Below are 22,831 nucleotides of genomic sequence, written 5' to 3'. Positions count from 1 at the left end.
TCACTGCGTCTTCCCGTCGGGTCGGACCGCGCCCTGGGCCAGCCCGTCGGCGGTGAGCTGCACCAGCTCCGCTCCGAGCGACGCCGCCTGCCGCATGGCGGACTCGAAGGCGTCCAGGCGCTGAAACGCCTCCCCATGGGCGCGCTGCTCGTCTAGTGGTAGCCGCCGCACCAGCGCCCGCCGGACGTCGAAACGTAGGGCGCCGGAGAGGCTGGATGCCTGCTTCTCGTTCGCCGAGTTCCGCAGTTGACCGGCGAGGAACCAGGGGTCGAGGGCCGCGGGGTTGGGGCGGAGCAGGTAGATGTTGGCGCCGAGTAACGCCTTCTCTGTGGTGATCACGCGGGCGGTGAGCCGCCGAGCGACCATCGGCACCAGCACGTCGCCGGGGGCTACGGCAATTGCTTGGCCGGGCGGCCGCTCTGATCGTGGCGACGGCGCGGCTCCCTCCACCACATCCCGCGCCGTAAGGACTGGTAGGTCGCTGGAGCCAGCGGGGGCCTCGGCTGTGCCGACTGTTGGCCGGAGAGGTCCGATGAGTTGCAGCGCTCCCGTGCGGGCCAGGTCGCTAATGGAGATGGCGGGAGCTGCGGCTGTCCCGTCGGGCGTCGGTGCGACATGCGGCATCAGCGCGGGCAGTTCACAGACGATGGCGGCGAGCCTTTCCCTGGTGCGCACGAGATGTTCACCAGTCCGCTCCGCTGTCGCAGCGGGTTGCCGACGTGCGGGAGTGAGGTCGACGTCCTCGTCGAGGAGTTCGATGACCGGTACGGCGCGGGCGAAGCCGATCTCCTCGACCTCACCGTCGGGCTCACTCGTGAATGAATGCCACGCGGCCAACACCCGCGCGGAAAGTTCGGCGAGTTTCCCGTCGGCCGCGTCGATCAGCAGGGCGCGAGCCGGTGCGGGCGCATCGGCGGCGGGTCGGCGTAGCACCCACAGGTGCAGCGGCACGGCGTGCGGTGCGGCCACGCCGCTGGGCAGCGCGATGACGGCTCGCAGCGCACCGCGTCGTAGCAGGTCGGCGCGGATCCGGCGGCCGGCACGCCTGCGCGCTGCGGTGGGTGGCATGAGGAGCACGGCGCGCCCATCGGGCCGCAAATGGCTCAGGGCGTGCTGCACCCACGCCAATTCCGGTTCGGTGCGCGGAGGTAGGCCGTACTCCCAGCGGGGGTCGTAGCCGAGTTCTTCGTGGCCCCAGTTAGTGACGCCGAACGGTGGGTGGCAGACGACGGCGTCGACGGTGCGGCCGGCGAACGCGTCGGCGCGTAGTGAGTCGCCGGCGCTGACCTCGCCGGGCACGTCCCGCAGCGCAAGCCACAGGCCGGCGAGCCGGGCGAGATCCTCGTCGAGTTCCTGCCCATATGCCTCGGTGCAGCCGGCTCGGACGGCGGCCCGCAGGACGGCGCCGGAGCCGGCGGCAGGGTCGAGGACCGTACCACCGGGTACGTCGGCGAGCCCGATCATCAGGTCGGCGAGGTCGTCGGGGGTGGCGAAGGGACGGCCAGGGCCGGGCGCGGAGAAACGCTGCCACAGCTCGTCGAACGCTGCTTGCGGGCCGAGTTCGTCGGCGAGCGCGTTGACGTCGGGCAGAAGTGGCTTCAGGTGCGGGTCCGGCGTTAGGCAACGCTGGTCGCGTTGCCGGGCGATCAGCAGCTCGCCGACGGCGGCGAGACCGGCGGTTGCGGTCTCGCTGGCCGCGGCGACGCGCCGCCACAGTCGGTCGGCGGTGGTGAGTTCGGGGAGTTTGCCCTGTCCGCGTAGCCACTTTTCGACCTCTGTCAGGTCGAACTCTGGGCTGGCCGAGGTGCCGCCCACGGGGGCGGGAAAGTCGGCGTACCGCTTGCGCCAGTTGCTGACCGCGGCGCGGCCAACGCCCGCGAGCCGGGCGATCTCTGCTGCCGTAATGCTCGGGTTCACCTGCACTTCCGTAGTGTGTCACACCTGTCAAGCATCATGTGTGTTGACAGCGTTCACAGGTGGTGCTCTTATTGACGCCGCCACGTTCACAACGGAGGAAAACACGATGCGCAAGACCACCACCCTCGCCCTGATCGCCGCCGCCGCCGTCGCCCTGGGCTGCGGCGCCGGCGCCACCGACAACGCCAGTAGCTCCAGCAGCGACGACGGCGGGGCCAAGGGCGAGGAGAAGGCGGCGAAGACCGCCAAGATCGGCCAGCCGGTCCGCGACGGGAAGTTCGAGTTCACCGTCAAGTCGTCCAAGTGCGGCGCCACGAAGGTCGGCAGCGACCTGATCGGCGACAAGGCACAGGGCCAGTTCTGCCTGATCACCATCAACGTGAAGAACATCGGCAAGGAGCCGCAGACCCTCGACGGCAGCAGCCAGAAGGCCTACACCGCCGACGGCACCGAATACTCCTCCGACACCGAAGCCGGCCTCTACGCCAACAAGGAGCAGAGCACCTTCTTTGAGGAGATCAACCCCGGTAACCAGGTGACCGGTGTGTTCGTCTTCGACATTCCGAAGAAGGTGAAGCTCGCCAAGCTCGAGCTCCACGACTCGATGTTCTCCGGCGGCGTCGAGGTCTCCCTCAGCTGATCAACCGCTTGACGGGGCGGGCGCACACCGCCCGCCCCGCCCTCTCCTCCGCACCCACCGCCACATCAGCGTTCACAGGGAGCACCGTCATGTCCGATCCGAACACGCCGCCGCGCGCCAAGCCAGCCGGCCAGCCGCAGCCCATCGGCGAGCCGCACGGGGCATCGATCCGGCCTTCGCCGTCCGACTCGACACCACCTCCACCGCACCAGCCGACAGAAGGCGAGTCGCCGACGCCCACCGCGCGGAAACGCCAAACCGCTCGGGCCGCCATCGTCGGCGGGCTCGCCCTGGCCGTCGCGCTCGGCGCGGGGGTGGCCATCGGCACGATGAGCTCCGGCGGCGCCAACCCGGCCGGTGACGGGAGCCGCACGATCGCACCCGCACTGAGCAGCGCCGCCTCGACCACGGCCACGCCGACGAGCTCCACGCCCACGAGCGCGACGCCCACGAGTGCTGCCCCGTCGCCGACCCGGACCACTCCGGCACCGAAGCCGAAGCCGCCGTCCTACAAGACGCTGACCGCCCGCCAGTGGAAGCTCATCGCCAAGAACCCTGACGCTTACATCGGCAAGACCTACGTCGTCTACGGCGTGGTCACGCAGTTCGACGCCGCGACCGGCACCGACACCTTCCGCGCCGACGTCGCACACTGGCGACTGACCGACAAGTACGACTACGAAACCAACACGATGCTCACCGGAGATGCCGCAGACCTCGAGAATCTGGTGGAGGACGACATCTTCCGCGCCAACGTCACGGTGCTTAGTTCCTTCAGCTACGAGACCCAGATCGGCGGCGAGACGACCGCGCCGCTGCTCATGGTCAACTCGATCAAGGTCCTGTAACCACCTCCCTACCCTCACGACACCCTGTGCCGACCGTGTTCACAGGGTCCGCGCGGTAGCGCCGACGGCGCACGTCGACAGGCCACCGCACCCGCTGAGTCGTCACTGACATCAGCTGAACAGCGTCTCGGACTCGCAAATCCACCGCTCATCCCGGGCGGGCCGGCACATCTGCCGCCCCGCGGACACCTCGCGCCTGGAGACGACATGCCGCTTCCCCACCAGCACTCCCCCGCCCCGTCGAAGGCCCGCACCGACCCCCTGGTCGAGCTGATCTTCAACCGGCTCGCCGACGACCATGTACCCGACGACACCGCCGACCTGGTCCTCGCCGCGCTCTCCGGCGAGGCCGACCTGGCCGCCGCGCTCAACGGCGACACGGCCGGCCTGAACCTGTCCGCGCCGGCTCCGGCCGAGCCGCCGGCGCAGATCTGGCTCTCCTCGATCACCGTCGCCGGGTTCCGCGGCGTCGGCCCGGAACGCACCCTGCAGATCGGCCCGGGACCCGGGATCACCCTGATCGTGGGCCGCAACGGGTCGGGCAAGTCGAGTTTCGCCGAGGCGGTGGAGCTGGCGTTGACTGGTGACAGCACCCGCTGGGCGGACCGCAACAGCGTGTGGCGTACGGGGTGGCGCAACCTGCACAGCCCGGACCCGTGCTGGATCGACGTGCAGTTGCGCGTCGACGGCGTCGCGAAGCCGGTGCGGGTGAACCGGTCGTGGCCGCTGGGTGCGGGGCTCGCCGAGGCGGAGGTGACCGTCTCCAGCGAGCAGGGCCGGCACGCGGACCTGACCGAGCTGGGGTTGGCGCGCCCGCTGACCCTGTACCGGCCGTTCCTCACCGCCGCCGAGCTGGGACGGCTCGCCGCCGGCACGCAGAGTCAGCTCTTCGACGCGATCTCCGCGATCCTTGGCCTGGAGGCGATCACCGACGCCGACCAGCGCCTGCTGGCCGCCATCCGGCCGGCCGACACGGCAGTCAGGGAGGTACGCGCACAGCGGGCCACCCTCGCCGCCCGGCTGGCCGAGGTGGGCGACGACCGGGCGCGCCGCGCCGCCACCCTGATGAAGAAGCGCGGCCCGGTGGACCTGCCGGCGCTGGCCGCGATCCTCGACGAGCCGGACGATGTGACCGCCGACGGCCCGCTACGGCTGTGTCGGGCGCTCGTCGAGCTGCACCTGCCGACCCTGGAGGCGGTGACCGGCCTGGCCGCCCGGCTGGCCGACGCCGCCACCGAGGCGCGCCAGCACGACGGTGGGCGAACGCGGGCCGCACTGCGTAGCGCCGAGCTGCTGCGCCTGGCCATCGAGCACCACGAGGACACCGGCGACGGCCCCTGCCCGGTCTGCGCCACGGGCAGCCTCGACGACGAATGGCGTACGGCCGCCGCCGTGTCCCTCGATCAGCTGCGGCACCGGAGCCTCGCCGCGCAGGCCGCAGACTCCCGCCTCGACGCGGTACTGAAGCAGGCACGGCACCTCGTCGACGACGTCAGACTGCCCGAAGGTGAGGCTCCGGACGTACCGCTCGACGCGCTGCGGCATGCGGTGACCGCGCTGCGACAGCTGCCGGGTGAGCCGCCGGAGCTCGCGCGCCACCTCGCCGCCTGCTACCCGGCGGTCGTAGACGCGGCGCAGGACGCCCGAGCGTACGCCGAGAAGACCTTGCGGGAACGTGACACCGGTTGGCGGCAGGCGGCGGCCGAGCTGCGGTCCTGGCTGGACGCCTGCGCCGGGGTGTCGTCGCGGGAGGCGGCCCTGGCCCGGCTGAAGGCGGCCCGGGCCTGGCTGAAGGAGACCGCCGCGCAGCTGCGCAACGAACGGCTGGCGCCGTTCGCGGAGCACTCGCAACGGATCTGGGCGCAGCTGCGCCAGGAAAGCAACGTCGAGCTCGGCGCGATGACCCTGGAGGGCAGCAACACCCGCCGCAAGGTGGTCTTCCCGGTCAGCGTGGACGGCGCCGACAACGGCACCGCGCTGGGTGTGATGAGCCAGGGCGAGATGCACGCCCTCGGCCTGGCGACGTTCCTCCCGCGCAGCTGCGCCGCGGAGAGCCCGTTCCGGTTCATCGTCGTCGACGACCCGGTGCAGAGCATGGACCCGGCGAAGGTCGACGGCCTGGCCCGGGTGCTCGCCGAGCTGGCCGAGCAGCGGCAGGTGGTGGTGTTCACCCACGACACCCGGCTGCCCGACGCGATCGGTCGGCTCGACCTGGGCAACGCGCGGATCGTTGAGGTGACCCGCGCCGAACGGTCGGTGGTGACTTTGCGTTCCGCCTCGGATCCGGTGACCCGTTACCTCGACGACGCGTCCGCGTTGGCGCGTAACGACGAGATCGCCGCGGAGGTGCGTGGGCCCGTGGTGGCGGAGTTGTGCCGCTCGACGATCGAGGCCACCTGTCATCGGAGGGTATGGCGGGTACGGGTAGGGCGCGGCGTGCCGCACGCCGACATCGAGGACGCGATCGAGCAGGCGTCTCGGCGGGTCGCCACGATCGTCGCGCTCGCCGTGTTCGACGACGCCGAGCGGGGCGGTGACGTGTTCGGCTGGCTGCGCCGGCACGGGCCGCGGGCCGTGAACGCGTACACAGCGTGCCGCGAGGGGGTCCACGGCGTCTACCTTGCGGACCTGCCCGGACTGGTCGCGGACGTCCGCCACCTCGTGGAGGTGCTCTCGTGACCGCGCCGACGCCGCAGCGCTGCCTGGCGGCTGCCGACCAGCTGCTGCGCGGCTCCGGCGCGCTCGGCGCCACCGCGGTGACCGCCGGCTGGTGGCCGCGGGCCTGCGCCTGCCTCATCCGGCTCGCCCTCGAAGGCGGCGTCAACGCCTACTGGCGGCGGGTCAAGCCGAGCGTGGCCGCCTGCCGGCAGGGCCGCGCCAAGCAGCTCATGCTGCGCGGCCGGCTCGGCCCGGGCGCCGACACCGCGCGGCGGGTGGCGTTCGCGTGGGCCACGCTGTCCGCCGCCGCGCACCACCACTGTTACGAGCTGGCGCCGACGGCTGCGGAGCTGCGTCGCCTACACGCCGAGGTCACCGCCCTGCTCACCCGCCTGCAGGCCGGCGGCGCCGGCCCGTCGCACCCGAACTGACCACCGTCACCGACCTGAGAGGTACGCCGTGTCCCACCAGCCCTACTACGACCCGGGCAGCCCGCGGCCGCCGGCATCCGCGGCGCCCGCGAGCCCGTACCCGGTCACCGGCACCCACGCACCGCGACACGTGTTGGTGCAGGTCCCGCCCGCCTCCGGCGCCGCCACCGCGTCGATGGTGTTCGGGATCCTCGGGGTGCTCGGCGGTTGGTGCCTGTTCGGGCTGCCCTGCATCCTGGCGGTCGTCCTCGGTCACGTCGGACTGCACGAGACACGGCAGGGTACGAAGTCCGGGCGGGGCATGGCCGTCGCCGGCCTGGTCCTCGGCTACGTGTTCGTCGCGCCGATGATCGCATTCACGATCATGGTGTTCTTCGGTGGCATCATGGGCGCCGATACCCCGACACCGAACACTACGCCCTGAGGCTGAGCGCAGGCCGCAGGAACGGCGTCCGCATTCAACGATCAGCGCAAGATCCGCTCGGCTGCTCGAATAGGCGACTCAGCTGGAACGCTCAAGGAGTTCAACATGGCGACAGGTGCCCACGACGGGCCGGATCCGGAAGCTGCCGTACGTGGGCAGCGAGTCCTCGACCTCCTGGATAAGGCAATCGCCATCCAGAGTCCACTAGTGCGCAAGAACATCGCCCGGGCCCGTCAGCGGAACCCAGAGGCGACACCAGCACAGGTAATCCGCACTCTCGAGCGGATGTACGTCAGCGCCTTGACCGGGACCGGCGCTGCAGTGGGAGGAGCTGCCGCCGCGCCCGGCGTCGGCACCGGCGTCGCACTGGCCCTGTCGGCCGGCGAGGTGCTCTCATCTCTTGAGCTGAGCGCCCTCTTCGCGCTCTCGATCGCCGAAGTCCACGGAGTCCGCATCGACGAGATCGAGCGCCGCCGAACGATCGTCATGGGAATCATGCTCGGCGGATCCGGCTCCGCCACCATTACCAAGGTCGCCGAGCGCACCGGGCAGCACTGGGGAAGACAGGTCGTCGCCAAGGTGCCTATCGAGACGTTGCGTCAGATCAACAAGATCTTGGGGAGACACTTCGTCACGAAGTACGGGACCAAACAGGGCATCATCGTGCTCGGCCGAGTGGCACCCTTCGGTATCGGCGCTGTGATTGGTGGTGGCGCCAACGCTGCCCTCGCCACTCTGGCTGTGCGCGCCGGTCGTCGCGCATTTGGCTCACCCCCGACGTCGTGGCCAGAGCCGACGCGCAGCACACCGCCAACGCCCGAGAACTCGCTCGACTGACCCTCGTTGAGCCGGGCCTCGGGCTTGTAGCCGGCACCGTCAGCGTGGCCGCGCAGACCGTGGGCGAGGTCGCTGATCGGGCGAATGGTGCAGGCCTTGCTCCGCTGCAAAGACGAGCTGGGATGACAGGGGTGAGTGAGCGTCCGGGAACTGAGAGCTTGGCCTGGCGTTGTTCGCCACCCGACCCGTGTCCTGCTGGGCAGGGCATCGACGCGGCCGCGAAGTGGTGCTTGTGCGTCGCGCGGGTCCGTCGTACGGTGCAAAAGCCGGGACGTCGGTCGATCCGTCTCCCTTGCTGCCGCCTCCTCTCGCGGAGCCCACCTCGCGGCCTGAGTGCCGAGGGCTACAGAACCGCTCGCGGCCCCGCTCACGTGACTGGTGAAGGCGTTTTCCGATCTGATGTCTCGCGCGTTCCATGCTCGCTGGGTCCGCTGCCGCGTCCGTGGTCAGCGTCACTTGCGCCGTGAGAGGACTACCACCATGGGCCTCCGATTCCGTGTCCTTAAGCAGGATCCCGTCGGTGCCTGGTTCGCGGAGACCTTTCCGCAACAAGATCTTCTGCGCGCCGAGATCGCGGCCGAACTTCGCCGCTGTCCGATCCTGCTGACAGACCCGCCGAACAAGTCTTACTTCGGCCACGTCGTCGAACTCGCCATCGGCTTGGCCCTGTGCGATCAGCGCCCGTACCCACGTCTGTTCCACTGCCTCGACCCTGGCCTCGCGACCCGGATGCTCATCATGGCCGGCTATCAACCCACCGTTGCCGATGCGGCAGGCTACGACGCCAGGCGCAGTAGCGACCCCACGGTGCACCCGGCGCACCTCTTCACCGCCGCCAGCCGGCTCGCCCACGTCCGTATCCTGCTCAACAAGTTCGACGGCCACGACTGCGATGCTGTGCCTAACACCCGTTATGTCCTCGGGCAGTACCCGCACCTCCTCCACGGACTCCCCAGAGAGACGTACCAGACCAGGCGTGCCTTCGGTGTGCTGTGGTCGAGCTACTGCGGCGGCTTTCACGACGCTCTCCGCTCGTACGGGCCGGCGACCGCGCAGCTGTCCCTGCTCAACGGACACCGCCACGCCGACTTCCTCCTGGGCACCACCGGGCTGGAAGTGAAAAGCGGCCGGCTCGACGAAGACCGCTACCTCGACGAGCTGATCCGTCAGATCCTGACGTACGCACTGCTCGCCCATCACGACGGGCACCACGTCACCCACGTCGCCGTCTACGCGACTCGATACCAGCGGCTGCTGCGTTACCGCCTCGATGAGCTGACCAACCAGCTCACCGGCAACCCCAGCGACCTCAGCGCAACCGGAGCCGAACTAGCCGCCCTCATCAGGAACCAGCCCTGCCGACGGTCGGCCGCCTGACCGCAGGGGCGGACCAGCAGACCGGCAATCGGCCGCTCGGCCCATAGGACCGCGGCATGGGATCGACAACAATGAAATCCGTCTCGGGGAGGTCATTGATGGCTGGGCTGTTCGACGGGTTTGAAGGCTATCGCGTGGTAAGCGAGGCCGAGTCACGCCAGGCGTTGACCACCGCGCTAGTCGCGGTAGACGCGAACGTGCTTCTCAACCTCTACCGCTACAACGCTCGGACGACGGCGGATCTGTTGGCGATCTTCGAGAAGCTCGGTGACCGTCTCGTCGTGCCGTACCAGGCTATGCGCGAGTTCCACCGCAATCGGCTCCGCGCCATCGGCAATCCCGAACAGGCGACCGGCGAAGCCCGCGCCGCCCTGGAGAAGAGCCGCGCAGCGGCAGTGCGGGCTCTCGAGACCTGGTCGAAGCAGTTGGCCATCGACGACGCCGAACTGCAACGTTTGCATCTTGACATCGACGGCGTGTTCCAACGCCTACGGGACGCGATCGACCAAGCCACACCCGACCGCGTTCACCCCTCCACACCGGCCGACGCAGACCCGGTACTGAGCAGACTCTCCGAGCTTTTGGCCGGCAGGGTCCTCCGACGCCCCGAGGACAAAGTCTGGGACGCGCTGATCACCGAGGGCAATCAGCGCGTCGACGAACTCATACCCCCCGGCTATCTGGATGCAGAAAAGAGCGACCAGTATCCGGAGGGCGCGGCTGGTGACTTCCTCGTCTACCGACAGGCATGCCACGAGGCGAAAACGCGGGACATGGACCTCATCATCGTCACGAACGACGAGAAGGAGGACTGGTGGTGGCGCCGTGGGCCAGACATGATCGGCCCGCGACAGGAGATGACGAAAGAGTTCTTCGACAGCACGGGGCGCCGTCTGTTCCTGATGCGGGCCAGCGACCTGCTGAACAGGTCCCAGGCTCTCGATGTCGAGGTCAATCCCGAGTCCGCCAGAGACGCCGACGTGAACCGTGCAGATATCCATGAGCCTGGCAAGTGGACGGCTGAAGCGGTGGACATGCTGCTCCAGCAGCTACGCGGCGAAGGGCGACGCGACCTAGCCGACGTGATCACTGCCGCCGCGTCTGCCGGCGGCACCATCAGTCGCGAAGACATCTACATCCTCTGCGACTACCGCGAGGATCGCATGCTGCGCGGAATCACCCGACCAACCGCCCGGATCACCGGCGACCTGCAGGCCGCTAGGGTCCTACCACCCTCCGTCACACCGATGATGAAGCCGGTTTACATCGACGCAGGCGCCTTGAGTGCCATCCGAATCCCGTCGGAGGTCGTGGAGATCCTCGATCCGAATACAACACTGCCCAGCGCAGGGCTGGATGCAGAAGCGAGCGGCAAGTATCAACCCCTCGCTGACTATCTGGCGGCGCTGGATACCGAGACGACATCAATGACTTTCGGTAAGATCGAAGACATCCTCGGCGACACGCTTGCACCCTCGGCCCGCAAGCACCTCCCCTACTGGTACTCCCCGCAGAACTCACTGGGCAAAGCGATAGCAGCGGCAGGCTTCAAAGCTCGCGGTGTACGGACGGAGACCGAAACGGTCGAGTTCGTCCGGCGCTCCTAGACCAATCAACCCGAGACCGCCCGACCGCCGCGACGGAACCCCCGCGACGGCCTTGCCGAGGCCAGCACCGCGGGCGGCGGGAGTCGCCATCACCGGCTGCGACAGCAACCCAGCACTGAACTTGAGCCCCGCCAACGCCCGCCCCTCCACCTCGGGTAGACAGATGCGCTACCCGGCATACGTGATCGACTCTCCCCCAGGCAGCCGACGTGAGTTCCCCTCGCAGGTTGGTCTGGTTGGGTTGCCACAATCGTGGTTCTACAAGTGGCGCGATCAGCCACTGACCGCCCGTCGGCAGCGGCAGCACGACCTGGATGAGACGGTCCGGGCAAGCTTCGCCGCCTCCGGCGGCACCTACGGCTTCCCGCGGCTCACCGTCGATCTGCGGGCGACCGGCTGGCGGTTGCGGGAAACGCGTCGCCGCGCGGATGACGGCCCTCGGCCTGGCCGGCCGTACCCCAGGATGCCGGCGCGCTCTCACCAGGCAGGGCAGAAGGCCGGCCGAGGTTCTTGATCAGGTACAGCCGGATATGCCCTTCGTAGGAGCGCAGGGTGCCGGTCATGATGTTCTTGCGTCCAGCGAGCCAGTCGGTCAGGTAAGCCTGCATCGTGGGCAGCTCGGTCGGGGTGATGTCCAGGTGCAGCGCCCGCCGGACCTGGTCCGGGGCGGGAACCGGCGCACCGGCCTTGACGGCGGATTCGATCAGGTCGCCGGTCTTGACAGTGGTGTGCGCGTCGGTGGGATCGGGGACGGCGAGCGCGGCCCGGATCCGGTCCAGGACGGAGTCTGCGTCGGCCTGGGTGGCGTAGGGGCCGTGACGGAGCGGGCGGCGGGTGCCGTCAGCGCGGGCGGGCACTTCAATCTGCCAGTGCCAGTGGCCGTGGGTGCGGGACCAGCCGCCGCCGGGCCGGCGAAGCTGGGGACACGAGCGTCCCAGTCGCCGGCCCGTAACGCTGTCGCGGCAGCCGCAGCGTTTGAAGGTGGATCCCTTCACTCATCGTCTCCTGGATGCTCCGTATGGCACCGCCAGCGGCGCCGGGTGGAATCCGCTGGCGGCGGGGTCAACGCGTCCACGCTCACCTTCGCGTCGGCATCAAGTTGCCCACCGCCGGTGGCGTCGGCGTCTGGTTGGAGGAGGTGGAGCAGGGCGGCGACCGGGACGATGATGCGGCTGCCGGCCCGGATCAGCGGTAGAGGGAACTAATCGGTGGCGGCGAGCCGATACGCCTGGGATCGGCTGATCCCGAGCACCGAGGCGGTGGTGGCGAGGGTGGTGATCACGCCGAGGGCACGGATGCGCTCGATCGTCCACACCTGCCCGACGCTGGGCGCGGTGGTGTTGTCGGTCGTGGTGCGGGTGGTCTTGTCACCGTGGTTCGTTGGGCTGTTCATGATCAGGCTTCTCCTGGTTATGAGATGGATGGCTGTGCGGTAGGAGCGGAGCAGCCCTGTCGGGGTCGACCGGCGCGGGGGTGGCTACTCCGCCACCATCGCGCCGCTCCGGTGACAGAGGCGGTGACGCCGGGCTGGTCGGCATGACCGGGCTCACGATCACTCCGGGTGGTGCCGACGACTCGACCTTGAGGGTCTTGAGCAGTTCGGATATTCGGGTGTTGGACACGGTGTGACCGGCTGCGCGGAGGGCTTCGGCGAGCGCCGCCCGGGTCAGTGCCTGCCCGTCCGCAGCGAGCCGGTCCCGGACCTTTCGCCCCGCTGGCAGTAACTCGGCCACCGCACGGGACGGCTGCGGGGACGGTCCCCGGTCCGCTCGCCGCCGCCGTTCCCGTCCGCCCCCGTGACGACGAGCATCCGATGAGCGGACGGTCCGGTTGCTGGACCGATCCCCCGCCGTGACGGCGGGCCCCACGGTCTCGTCCGGTCCGCTGTCCGGACGGGTCCATCCGGCCTCATCCGGTTGGCAGTCCACAACCGCCACGTCAGGGGCGGGCATGGCGGTACTGGTCCGGCCGAGGGCGATCTTGACCATGACGAGGAACCCGAGCGCGGGTACGGCGGCAGCGACCCACCCGATGATCGAGGGTTCGGCCTCGACGACCTGCGCTGCCAGGGACAGGGTGACCGCACACGCCAGCACGGTGGCTGGGAACACGGTGGAGGTGTGGGCGCGTTTGCGGCGGCGTAGTTCCAGGCCGGCGGCGATGGACATCAGCTCCAGGACGATCGCGTCGGCCCAGGCCAGCCAACCGGGCTGGCCGTGCGCGGCGGCCACGTTGTGTACGTGGGTGAAGCTGGCCGCCCCCGCTGCGCCGCCGATGGCCAGCATGATGACGACCTGGACTACACCCTCCACGCGGCTGGCACGCGGACTGCCGTCCGGGTCAGGGACCGGCGCTGTCGTGGCCCATCACCTCCTCAACCCTGACCGGCGTTCCGGTCCCGTCCGCCAGCGGTAGGCGGCAGGACCGAGTAGCGGACCGACCCGGCGTCGGACAACAGTCGGGACGGGGACCGGACATCGGTCGCGGACCGCCCGACGCGGACGCCGGACCGAGAAGTGGTCCGCCGCTGTGGGAGCGCTCTCATGGATCTGTCAGCGCCGACCGCGCTGCTCACGACAGATCCGTGACAGACGCCGGCCGTTGCTGTCCGCTCCGCCGCGGAGGTACTGTCCGCCGCCGTTGTGCCGTCACCAATCACGCGGCCTCACTCACCCGGCTGGAGACGTCAACGGCATATCGGGCCAGGTCGGCCAGCCGCAACCGCGGCCTTTCCCGGCCGGCCATGGCCCACACCGCCTCTGCCGGGCGGAGGCCCGTCGTCGCGGCGTGGTCGCGGGCCCCGGTGGCGACCGGCACCGCCAGCGGCACGTCGGCCAGCACCCGGCGTAGGTTGCGCTCGCGGGCGGCCGAGTGCAGCCAGAACAGCACCGGCCACGCCCGCTCGATCGTGCCGAACAGCTCTTGATAGCCGTCCACCTTGGCGGCGAGGATCGACAGCTGCTCCGCGCCGGTGTCGTACTCGACGAAGAACGGCACCTCGACATCGTTCTCGGCCCACCGGCCGTAGCCGTCCGGGCGTACCCGTGGCTGATACGCCCGCACCAGCCCCGGATCCTGGCGGCTGGTGAACGTCCCGGCGCGCTGGCACACCGCCTCCGGCAACCACTCCACCAAGCCGGCACCCGGATGAGTACGGGCGTGCCCGGCCAGGTCGGTGAAGAACCCGTTCACCCCGAGGCGGTGGGTGAGGCTGCGGGTCGAGGTCCAGCGCCGCCGCTCCACCCGGGCGTGGTCGCGCCGGGGTGGGCGTTCGTCCCGGCTGGCCGCGACGACCTCGGCGCCGAGCTGGTCGATGACGTAGTGGTACGGGTACGAGCCGCCGTCGGCGCGCTGTGGCCGGAACCGGGCTACCAACCGCAGCCGGTGCAGGGTCCGCAGTCGCCGCTGGCAGAAGTCCAACGACGGGAACAAGGCGCTCGCGAGCTGGAACGACGTCAACACGCCGTGGTCGTACAACCAGCCCAGCAGCACACGGTCACGGCCGGTCAACTGGGACTGGACCCGAAGGACCGGATCATCCACCGGCTACCACCTCCTTTTCCGGGTAGGAAATTCCAGCCCCAGGGGGAGAGACCCGAGACCAGGCAGGGTCTGTCGCAGGACAAGCCGACGGCACTGACAGACGGGCTGACCTGCGGTGTGAGAGGAAACAGGGGGTCGGTTCGGGGGTCCGGCTGAAGACTGACGTCAACGCTGACCCCAAGCCCGACCCCCGAACGGAGATCAAGCCGAAACTCATCACTGCCAATGCCTACGGCAGTCGTTGAAGGTGTCGACGAAACCACGAGAACTCCTTGGTTGAGGATGTGGGATGTGGTGTTGCTGGCGTGGTCGGGTCACCGGCGCCGGCGGAGCAGAAGGGATCTGGTGAGAGGCATCCCGGCACCGCCCCTGTCGCGGTCCGGGTCGGGGTCGGGGTCGGGGTCAGCGGCGCGTGACTGCCCGCCGCCAGGAGCAGCAGCGAAACGAATGGCCTTGGGGCAAGCGCGCGGAGGTAGCCCTGGGCGGGGTGAGGGCTAGCCTCTTGGGTCATGTCCGACCCTGCGCCGCGTCCCTTGCTGTTCCTCGACGTGGACGGCACCCTCATCCCGTTCGGAACACCCGCGGCGGCCCAACCGGGCGCGTCGCATGGCCGCCCTATGGCACCGGCTCTACCGGCCGATGCCCATCCCCTGCTGTACAAGGTCGATCCGGGACACGGCCGCCGACTGGAGGCCCTGCTGTGTGATCTCGTATGGGCGACGACCTGGATGAGCGACGCGAATGACGTGCTCGCCCCGCTGCTCGGGCTACCATCTCTGCCCGTTGTGGACTGGGCCGACGCCGACGAGGTCGGCGTCCTGCACTGGAAGACCCGTGGGCTGGTCGAGTGGGCGCAGGAACGCCCCTTCGTCTGGGTCGACGACGAAATCTCCCACGCCGATCAACAGTGGATATCGACTCATCACCACGGCCCAGCCCTGTTGCATCGGGTCGATCCACATCGCGGCCTGACCGAGCAGGACCTCGCTGCCATCGAAGGCTGGCTTATGCAGGCGCGGCAGGGCGAGCTTCCAGCCATTGCGGGTGCTGCGCTGGACGGCTGCCTGCCAGTTGGGGCCGCCGTTGGTGAGGTCCCGCACCAAGCCGCTGGCGTTGACGCGGCCCGGAATTATGACGTGGTGCGGTCAGGATCCGACCTCGATGAGGCGACGCCTGCCACTCTCGCCCGGCACCTGCCACACCTGCTCGTCCGGCCAGTGCCGGTACAACAACTGCTGCGTGGTCGTGGCGACCACGTTCGGCAGAGGCTCGCGGAGCAGGTCGGCCCGTAGTCGATCCTCCCGCTCGGCGTCCTGAGCAATCATCAGAACCGCCCCGACCGGCACCAGCCGGTTCGCACGCCGGTAGCCCGCCAGCAGGCCACCCAGCCCTGACGTCGCTCGCTCGTGCTCGGCGACGACGCCGCCGATCGGGCCACGGTCTACGTGGACCAGGAACCGCAGGCACCGCCCGTCCTGCAGCCAGACGCCGTAGCCGTCGGCCCGCAACTGCGCCAGGTCGTGCTGGCGCAACCACGACGAGGTCTCCATCGTCGCCAGCCACTGGAACAGCTCGCACCGCCCCGGGTTGCGCCGCGACACCTCCACCAGCGGTAGGAAAAACAGGGCATCCGCCCTGCCGGAGGGCCGCTGACCCAACCGCAGCGGAACCGGCCGCCCCGACGCTGCCAGGACGCGCCGGAGCACGTCGGTCCCCTCGGGCGTGACCTCGTACCACCAGGTGTGGGTCCGGTCCTCCGGCGAGCGTTCGCGGCGCACCAGCCCCGCCTCGTGCAGCCACACCAGGTCGCGGTGGGCCGTCAGCCGCGATACTCCGCAGACAAGCGCCACGTCCAGCGTCGACGCGGAGCCGTGCTGCGCCAGGTACGACAGGATCCGCCACCGCCGCGGGGACAACCGTCGCGTGGCACCCTGGTCGCCCATCCCCTGATGATCCTCCTGGCACCGACAGTCCGACATCCTGTCCCTGACAGCCGTAACAGAGAGTGGTCAATGCGCCGACCGGAACATCGGAAGTCGGGACTGCCGTGACCGGAGACAGCGCTCGCCCTCGGCCGTTGAACGGGGCGTCGGCGGGTCGTGCGAGCACCCACATATACAAACCGTGGTTTTGGGGCCGATTCTGAAGATCACTGTTCAGTGAATCAGCCGAAGAGCTGAGGACAGAAGACGCGGTACGGTCAAATCAGACCGCCGCTAGTTGATCTCCACGGTCGGCACCGTACTGCGCGCCGATCCGTCAGAGGCCCGAGACCAAGGCCAGGCCGACTCGACGACGCAACGCCACACACCGAAACGATGGTTACCCGAAGTAACCACGCAGGGGGATCGTTGCCGCGTCTTCCTTCAGGAACGGGCGATGCGCCGAGGGCGAGCCCGTAGGGTCGGTCGCGTGGCCGAGACGCAGACCAAAGCGGAGCTGTCCTACATCGCCAGCGTGACGAGGGTCCGCGCGGCGGCCGGCGTGATCCTCCGCGACCAGGCCGGCCGGGTTCTGCTGGTCCATCCGGCCTACAAGGACGTGTGGGAAGTTCCCGGCGGAACCGTGGAGCCGGACGAGTCCCCGGCAGACGCCTGCACCCGCGAGATCCGGGAAGAGTTGGGTCTGTCGATACCTGCGGGAGCGCTGCTGTGCGTCGACTGGGTGCCGGCGAGCCCGCCGTGGGACGGCGGGCTCATGTTCCTGTTCGACGGCGGGGTTCTGACGGCGGACCAGGTCGCGGCGGTGCGGCTGTGCCCGGACGAGTTGGACGGCTTCGAGTTCGTCGAGCCGGAGCGCTTGGGCGGGGTGTTGATCCCTCGGTTGGCTCGGCGGATTGTCGCGGCTCTCGCCGCAATCGGGCAGGGAGGTGTCTACCTTGAGGATGGAGTCGCGATCTCGAACAGGTAGTCAGCCGGGCTGAGGCGTAGGCGCGGGTGCGCGTAGCAGCTCAGGCGCGATGGAGCTGCCGGTTGCCGCCGAGGCGCGGATGGCCTCGGCGGCGGCAATGATCGCGGCGGCCTGCCACTGGATTGCAACTGGCGCTCCTCAGCCGAGGACAGCCCGGCACGGCAGGAGGCTATGTGCTCGCTCAGCAAGCCTGTCGTCAGAACTCCTCGCGGGCGATGTCGGCGCCGAGAGCGGTGAGACGGCCGGTCAAGTATGCGTGACCCCGGTCGATCATGGCGCCGTTGCCGATGACGGTTTCGCCGTCGGCAACAAGTCCGGCCAGCACGAGACCAATGCCGGTCCGCAGGTCTCGGGCGATGACCTCGGTGCCGCGCAGCGGCTTACCACCGTGGACCACGGCCTTTTCGCCGTCAACGGTGAGGTCCGCGCCGAGCTTGGTCAACTCACCGGCGAGAGCGTAGCGGGCGTCGTGGATGCGCTCACGGAAGTAGCTTGTCCCGGGTGCTTGGGTCGCGAGGGCCATCAGGGGAGGCTGTAGGTCGGTGGCGAACCCGGGGTGGGTGTCAGTGATGACGTTGATCGGATGCAGTTGACCGGGTCGGATGACGCTGGTGACCGCTCCGGCGGCGCTGAGTTCGATGCCCATCTGGTGGAGCTTGTGCGCGGCGACTCCGAAATGATCGAGTACGTTGCCACCGACGAGGTTGATCGTGCCACCGGTGATGGCAGCCGCGATGGTGAGCACGCCGGCGTCCATACGGTCCGGCATGATCGTGTATTCGACCGCGTTGAGCTCGTCGACGCCGATGACGGCGATGCGGCCAGTTCCTGCGCCGGTGATCTGGGCGCCCATGGCCGTGAGCATGGCGACTACGTCGAGAACTTCGGGTTCCAGCGCGGCGTTCTCGATGACGGTCCGGCCAGGTGTCAGGGCTGCGGCCATGATGAGGTTCTCGGTGCCGGTGTGCGAGGGCGTGTCGAGGTAGAGGTCCGCGCCGCACAGGTTGCTGGCTTTGATGCTGATCGTGGTGCCATGTTCCTCGATGTGTCCGCCGAGGCGGGCCAGGCCCCGGTAGTGGAAGTCAAGCCCTCGGGTGCCGAGGGCGCAGCCGCCGGCGCCCTCGAAGATCACCTCGCCTCGACGGTGCAGCACCGGGGCAAGGAACAAGACACTGCCCCGAAACTGGCGGGTGAGATCGGCTGGTAGCCGTGAGCTGGTGATCTCGGTGGCGTCGATGACGAGCAGTCGGTCGCCCGGGTGGTACTCGACCTGAGCGCCAAGAAGCCGGGCGAGGTCCACGGCGTGCTGGACATCGGTGATCGCGGGGACGTTACGCAGCACCGTCTGACCGCGTCGGGCGAGCAGCGCAGCACCGATCATAGGCAGGGCCGCGTTCTTGGCACCCTGAACGACGACGGTCCCGTTGAGCGGGCCGGCGGGGCGGACACGATAGCGAACTTCGGTCATGTGACGTTCCTTCAGCAGAGGAAGTGGTTAAGCAGGCACGGGCGGGACAGTCGGCGGTGGTGGGCGGCGGTTACGCAGCCAGGGACAAGCCGTTCGATCCTTGGCGGTAGAACCGCCCGCAGGCGGGGCAGGTGAGGTTGTCGTCGAGGCGGTGTCCGCACCTGCAGGCCCAGCCGATCTGCCGGGCCGGGTTGCCCATGACGAGGCCGTAGTCCGGCACGTCATGTCCCACAACGGCGCCGATGGCGACCATGGCGTATCGGCCGATGGTGACGCCTGGGGCCATGACCGCGTTGGCACCGACGGTGGCGCCGTAGCGGATCGTCACCGGTTCCCGCCGCCAGTCGTCGCGGCCCTTCAGGTGGCCGGCGGGGTTGACAGCTCGAGGTGCGGAGTCCTCCAGCAGGTAGACGCCGGGGGCAAGCATCACGCCGTCCTCCAGGACAGCCCCGTACACTCCGCACCCGTCCTGAATCTTGACCCGGTTTCCGATGACCGCTGCCGAGGCCACATGAACGCCCTTGCCGAGTACGCAGTCCTCGCCGATCCGGACGTCCCCGTCGACCTGAGCGTGGTGCCAGATCCTGGTTCGTGCGCCGACACAGGCCGCGTCTGCTACCTCAGCCGACTCAGCGATGAAGGGCGTGTCCGACGTGAGCCCGGGTGTCGGTGCTGGCGTCTTGGTCATACCGAACGCTCCGCGGGTTTCAGGAGCCGCTCCAGGTCGCTCAGCGTCCTGACGCTGATCAGCTCGTCGTCGGGCAGGGGATGACCGGTTCTTTCCTCCAGCAGCACCGCGAGCGTGAGCCGGCCGAGCGAGTCCAGACCGAGATCGGACAGCCGCGTGGAGGCAATGAACGTGTCGGTGGCCCGGCCGCTGATCTCTGCGAGAATCTGCCGGGCTACTGTCTGCCGGTTCAGAGCGCCCGTGCTCATCGGATCCGCCCGGCGGCGTCGAGCAACAGCGGCAGGCACTCGGCCATGGGCGCACGCTGCCAAAGTCTGCGGACGGCGACCGCCCTGGTCGAGGTGCCGGCGGCGAGTTCGTGCAACGCCGCCTCGAGGAACCGCTCCAGCATCTCGTGCGTGCCCGGCGGGAGGTTGCCACCCGGCTGGCACAGCATGTCCACCAGGCCTCGGGTCGCGCCGTCGATGAGGTCGTCGAGTACCGGTAGGTGCATCGCGCGCCGAGGGCTGTAGGGATGGGTGGCGGTCGAACCGGGAGCGGTGATCCCGTCGGCCACGATGACAGCGGCGCGCGGAGCCAGCAGCACGCCGCACCGGTAAGTACCGGTCGCAAGGTGGACCATCGGGTGTCCGGTCCGGCCGAACAGCGGCAGGTGATCGAGGGTGACCGGCCGGTGCCCCACCCGGACCTCGATCAACGCGGCATCGCGCAGCTGAGTGTTGAGCTCGGCACTCGCGTCATGGATCAAGGTGGCGATCTCGTCCAGAGCGGCGGGTTGGCTGTAGTCGGGTTCAGTGGAGAGCCGATTCGTCGCCCCCAGATAGATGGTGCCCTCGCCGCGCGGGACCATGTGGCTGCCACAGGCGAAGCCCCGGTTCGGGGTTCGCACGGCAGCGGGCAGCGAGAACGGGACGCGGGCCAGCAGCGACACGCCTAGCCCGGACCGCAGCGGAGGTGCTTCGACCTGCTTGGCGAGCGATGGGCCGAGCAGACCCGTGGTCCCGACCCCGGCGGCGAGCACCAGGTGGGCGGCCAGGACAGTGCTGCCGTCAGCCGCGTCAACGGCTACATGCTCGCCGCGCTCGCTGACGGTCGTCACGGTGGTATCAAGCCAACGACAGCGAGGATGGGCGGTCAGCGCTGTGGCCAGGCCCTCGACCAGGGCCGTCGGGTCGACGCTGGCCTCATCCGGCAGCCACAGTGCCTCGTGCGCGCGCACCTGCGATGCCAGCCCCGGTACGACGCTCGGCGACGCGAACTCGGCGCGGCACCCGTGGGTCTGGGCGGCCTCCGCGATGGCCCGAAGATTCGCGGCGTCGTCCGGCCCGTAGCCGTTGCTGACCACCCACACGCCTGGGAGAAGCCGTAGTGCCCGCATGCTGGCCGTGCCGATGCGGTCCAGCCAGGCTTCGTACCCGGCCCGGGCGGCCAACCGTTCGCCGACTTCGAGGCTGACGCGCTGGGGATCATGGCTCGCCTCGACCTCGCTGAACACGGTGAGCATCGCGCCGGCGGCCCGGGACGCCTGCCCCGCGTGGTCACCGGTCCGTGGTCCGACCAGGGTGACGTCCAGGTCCCGGCTGAGCAGCTCGAACGCGGTGGCGAGCCCCAGCAGGCCGGAGCCGGCCACCACAACGTCTGTCACGAGCTGGTTCATGTCACTCACCTGATCCGTCCAGGGAATCGATGCGGGTGGCGGCGAGGGTGTGTACCTCGAACCGGAGGCCACGGAATGCTGCCCGTTCGGCGGCCCGGAGCGGATACAGCCGCGACAGCAGCACGTCGCGGTGCATCGCGTAGCGGCGCAAGGGGATGTCCAGCTCGCAAGTCTGCACAGTGCGGCACTCGTATCCGCTTCGTCGTAGCGTCTGGCGAGTGCGGGGGATGTCGGTCAGGGAGGAGTGCGTCAGCAGCAGCGTCCCGCCCGGCGCGAGCAGCTCGTCGAGGCGGGCGAGCAGGACGTCATATAACGCCCGCCCGTCACTGCCACCGACCAGCGCGGTCTCAATGCCGTCGTCAACGGCGTACACCGGATCGTGTGGGAAGTGCGGAGGGTTGCAAACGACTAGGTCCCAGGGTTCGGGGACTGCCAATTCGGCGAGGTCCCCGACGATCGTGGCCACCTGGGCGGGTGAGATGCCGTTGCGGGACGCGTTGTCGCGGGTCACCTCCGAACATGCCTGATTGACGTCCAACGCGGTCACATGTGCCGCGCCCGCCGAGGCCAGGGCCACCGTGTACAGGCCGGAGCCGCACCCGATGTCCAAGGCCCGGGCACCCGAAACAGGCAGGCCGGGGTCGGCGTTCAGCGCGCTCAGCAACGTGAACCCCACGTCGGTCGGGAAGAGGACCGGGCCGTCCTCCGGCGTCTCGATCTCGATTCGCCGGCCGAGTACCTCCACCGTGGCCGAGATGGTGCCGTCACGTGTCGGCCCCAATTGGCAGAGTGCATGCGCCGCTCCTGCCGGTACCCTCACCCGGACCGTCTGCGGCGGCGCATTGATGACGTCAGTGCTGCTCATGAAGATTCCTCCTCATCATCAGAAGAAGTCCTGCTGGAGAGCCGGTAGGAGCGGGTGTGCCGGGCTGGCCAGCCGAGGAAGCGGTCGAAGACATGGGCGGTGCTGCCGGTGTCGCTGGGCCGGAGCTGGTGCAGATCGTCGATCGCGTCATGCAGGCAGCTGGCCAGATAGAGGAAGAGACTGACCAGGCTGTCCCTGTACTCCGTCAGAAGGGCGACCTTCGCCGCGCCGCAGGGCCACGGCTGGCCGCACCGTCGGCACAGCCACAGTGGCCGCATCGGCACGTGCGGCAGGGAGTGCTCGTTAGGGGCCGTCATACCGACCACCACGGCAGCGCCAGCGGACGCAACCGTAGATGCGCCAGGGGCGCAGGCGTCCCGATCTCCGCGTAGAAGCCCCGGTCGCTGCTCATCGAGCCTCACGCTCCCGCGTCTGCCGCTCGAAAACGACCTGCCAGACGTACGTCAGCAGAGGCGGATCGACCGACGCCGGTCGCAACGCTTGAGCCGCTGCCGGGCGACCTCTTGGCGGGTCGCCCATCGTCGCGTTGCGCGAGAGGTAAACGGTCATGGCCGGCCCCAGTTCGGGTCCGCGGCCTGAGTGCGGTGGGCTTGCCGGCGCACCGGCGAGCCCACCATCGTCGGCCAGCGGCGGGGAGCAAACCGCCGGTCACCCGCCCACACAGCCTCGCTGGCGGTACGCGAACGGGGAGTCACCCGTACGGTCGACGGAGTGCCCGGCGCGAGCACCTGCCGGTGCGTCGGGTCGCATTCCGACCTGTCGCCGATCGACACGACCATCTGGTTCTCCCTGGCGTGACATTGCCGCTGGCCCGCCGGCGCCATGGGATCAGGATGGTCCTGGATCGTTCCGCCGACGTGTTCCTGATGTCCACGATCGCGGGCGGCACGGGCCCGAGACAGACCCAGCGTGGTGGGCCACGGTGGGCCTCACTGTGGTC

Annotated in this window: 20 protein-coding genes and 3 pseudogenes; 10 read left to right on the top strand and 13 right to left on the bottom strand. The window is 69.3% G+C overall.

Annotation, left to right across the window (positions count from 1 at the left end; all coding sequences use genetic code 11):
* A complete protein-coding gene (locus ABZS42_RS04860) occupies positions 1-1,917 on the bottom strand; it encodes an N-6 DNA methylase (RefSeq protein ID WP_355142609.1) in 1,917 nt (638 codons plus the stop codon).
* 106 nt (positions 1,918-2,023) lie between these two features.
* Between ABZS42_RS04860 and ABZS42_RS04855 the strand changes: the two genes are divergently transcribed.
* From ABZS42_RS04855 to ABZS42_RS04820, 8 genes are all read left to right on the top strand, one after another.
* Positions 2,024-2,557, top strand: coding sequence for a DUF4352 domain-containing protein (locus ABZS42_RS04855; protein WP_355142608.1), 534 nt, complete (start codon positions 2,024-2,026; stop codon positions 2,555-2,557).
* Positions 2,558-2,646: 89 nt separating this feature from the next.
* Positions 2,647-3,405 carry a hypothetical protein gene (locus tag ABZS42_RS04850; protein WP_355142607.1) on the top strand — a complete coding sequence of 253 codons (759 nt, stop codon included), beginning with the start codon at positions 2,647-2,649 and terminating at the stop codon, positions 3,403-3,405.
* A gap of 207 nt (positions 3,406-3,612) precedes the next feature.
* Positions 3,613-6,084, top strand: a complete 2,472-nt coding sequence (locus ABZS42_RS04845) for an AAA family ATPase (RefSeq protein ID WP_355142606.1) — start codon at positions 3,613-3,615, stop codon at positions 6,082-6,084.
* Complete coding sequence (locus tag ABZS42_RS04840) at positions 6,081-6,494, top strand: hypothetical protein (RefSeq protein WP_355142605.1); 414 nt, start codon at positions 6,081-6,083, stop codon at positions 6,492-6,494. The genes ABZS42_RS04845 and ABZS42_RS04840 overlap by 4 nt, the downstream gene beginning before the upstream one ends.
* Before the next feature lie 28 nt (positions 6,495-6,522).
* Positions 6,523-6,918, top strand: coding sequence for a DUF4190 domain-containing protein (locus tag ABZS42_RS04835; RefSeq protein ID WP_355142604.1), 396 nt, complete (start codon positions 6,523-6,525; stop codon positions 6,916-6,918).
* A 105-nt stretch (positions 6,919-7,023) separates the two neighbouring features.
* Positions 7,024-7,755: a hypothetical protein gene (locus tag ABZS42_RS04830; protein WP_355142603.1), complete on the top strand. Its 732-nt coding sequence runs from the start codon at positions 7,024-7,026 to the stop codon at positions 7,753-7,755.
* A gap of 480 nt (positions 7,756-8,235) precedes the next feature.
* On the top strand, positions 8,236-9,132 hold the full coding sequence (locus ABZS42_RS04825) for a hypothetical protein (RefSeq protein ID WP_355142602.1): 897 nt from the start codon (positions 8,236-8,238) through the stop codon (positions 9,130-9,132).
* 98 nt (positions 9,133-9,230) lie between these two features.
* Positions 9,231-10,739, top strand: coding sequence for a PIN-like domain-containing protein (locus ABZS42_RS04820; RefSeq protein WP_355142601.1), 1,509 nt, complete (start codon positions 9,231-9,233; stop codon positions 10,737-10,739).
* Between the two features lie 500 nt (positions 10,740-11,239).
* On the opposite strand, the pseudogene ABZS42_RS04815 reads toward ABZS42_RS04820, so the two are convergent.
* The 4 genes and pseudogenes from ABZS42_RS04815 to ABZS42_RS04800 all read right to left on the bottom strand — a co-directional run.
* A pseudogene (locus tag ABZS42_RS04815) lies at positions 11,240-11,734 on the bottom strand (site-specific integrase); the annotation flags it as partial.
* Positions 11,731-12,132 (bottom strand): annotated as a pseudogene (locus ABZS42_RS04810) (hypothetical protein). The pseudogenes ABZS42_RS04815 and ABZS42_RS04810, both read right to left, overlap by 4 nt.
* The gene (locus ABZS42_RS04805; protein WP_355142600.1) at positions 12,107-13,051 is read right to left on the bottom strand and encodes a DUF2637 domain-containing protein; all 945 of its coding nucleotides are present in this window, start codon (positions 13,049-13,051) and stop codon (positions 12,107-12,109) included. Before ABZS42_RS04805 ends, ABZS42_RS04810 begins: the two are co-directional and overlap by 26 nt.
* Before the next feature lie 343 nt (positions 13,052-13,394).
* Positions 13,395-14,282, bottom strand: a complete 888-nt coding sequence (locus tag ABZS42_RS04800) for a replication-relaxation family protein (RefSeq protein ID WP_355142599.1) — start codon at positions 14,280-14,282, stop codon at positions 13,395-13,397.
* Positions 14,283-14,815: 533 nt separating this feature from the next.
* On the opposite strand from ABZS42_RS04800, the pseudogene ABZS42_RS04795 reads away from it, so the two are divergent.
* Positions 14,816-15,298: pseudogene (locus tag ABZS42_RS04795) on the top strand (HAD domain-containing protein); the annotation flags it as partial.
* A gap of 129 nt (positions 15,299-15,427) precedes the next feature.
* On the opposite strand, the gene ABZS42_RS04790 reads toward ABZS42_RS04795, so the two are convergent.
* The gene (locus ABZS42_RS04790; RefSeq protein ID WP_355142598.1) at positions 15,428-16,225 is read right to left on the bottom strand and encodes a DeoR family transcriptional regulator; all 798 of its coding nucleotides are present in this window, start codon (positions 16,223-16,225) and stop codon (positions 15,428-15,430) included.
* Positions 16,226-16,694: 469 nt separating this feature from the next.
* Here ABZS42_RS04790 and ABZS42_RS04785 point away from each other — a divergent pair, with 469 nt between their 5' ends.
* A complete protein-coding gene (locus tag ABZS42_RS04785) occupies positions 16,695-17,192 on the top strand; it encodes an NUDIX hydrolase (protein WP_355142597.1) in 498 nt (165 codons plus the stop codon).
* 196 nt (positions 17,193-17,388) lie between these two features.
* On the opposite strand, the gene murA is transcribed toward ABZS42_RS04785, so the two are convergent.
* The 7 genes from murA to amcA form a co-directional block, all read right to left on the bottom strand.
* On the bottom strand, positions 17,389-18,660 hold the full coding sequence (gene murA / locus ABZS42_RS04780; protein WP_355142596.1) for a UDP-N-acetylglucosamine 1-carboxyvinyltransferase: 1,272 nt from the start codon (positions 18,658-18,660) through the stop codon (positions 17,389-17,391).
* 70 nt (positions 18,661-18,730) lie between these two features.
* Positions 18,731-19,348, bottom strand: a complete 618-nt coding sequence (locus ABZS42_RS04775) for a DapH/DapD/GlmU-related protein (RefSeq protein ID WP_355142595.1) — start codon at positions 19,346-19,348, stop codon at positions 18,731-18,733.
* Positions 19,345-19,596 carry an acyl carrier protein gene (locus ABZS42_RS04770; RefSeq protein ID WP_355142594.1) on the bottom strand — a complete coding sequence of 84 codons (252 nt, stop codon included), beginning with the start codon at positions 19,594-19,596 and terminating at the stop codon, positions 19,345-19,347. Before ABZS42_RS04770 ends, ABZS42_RS04775 begins: the two co-directional genes overlap by 4 nt.
* Positions 19,593-21,005 (bottom strand): FAD-dependent oxidoreductase, encoded by a 1,413-nt coding sequence (locus tag ABZS42_RS04765; RefSeq protein ID WP_355142593.1) that lies wholly within the window; start codon positions 21,003-21,005, stop codon positions 19,593-19,595. Before ABZS42_RS04765 ends, ABZS42_RS04770 begins: the two co-directional genes overlap by 4 nt.
* A 1-nt stretch (position 21,006) precedes the next feature.
* Positions 21,007-21,870, bottom strand: coding sequence for a methyltransferase domain-containing protein (locus ABZS42_RS04760; RefSeq protein WP_355142592.1), 864 nt, complete (start codon positions 21,868-21,870; stop codon positions 21,007-21,009).
* Positions 21,867-22,187, bottom strand: a complete 321-nt coding sequence (locus ABZS42_RS04755; protein WP_355142591.1) for a hypothetical protein — start codon at positions 22,185-22,187, stop codon at positions 21,867-21,869. Before ABZS42_RS04755 ends, ABZS42_RS04760 begins: the two co-directional genes overlap by 4 nt.
* A 91-nt stretch (positions 22,188-22,278) precedes the next feature.
* Complete coding sequence (gene amcA / locus ABZS42_RS04750; RefSeq protein ID WP_355142690.1) at positions 22,279-22,410, bottom strand: multiple cyclophane-containing RiPP AmcA; 132 nt, start codon at positions 22,408-22,410, stop codon at positions 22,279-22,281.
* Between the last annotated feature and the right edge of the window lie 421 nt (positions 22,411-22,831).

It is taken from the genome of Micromonospora sp. NPDC005367 (assembly GCF_040606825.1).
Classification (GTDB): Bacteria; Actinomycetota; Actinomycetes; order Mycobacteriales; family Micromonosporaceae; genus Micromonospora.
The sequence above is the reverse complement of the archived record's forward strand: the minus strand, read 5'-3'. Positions and strand labels throughout refer to the sequence as shown.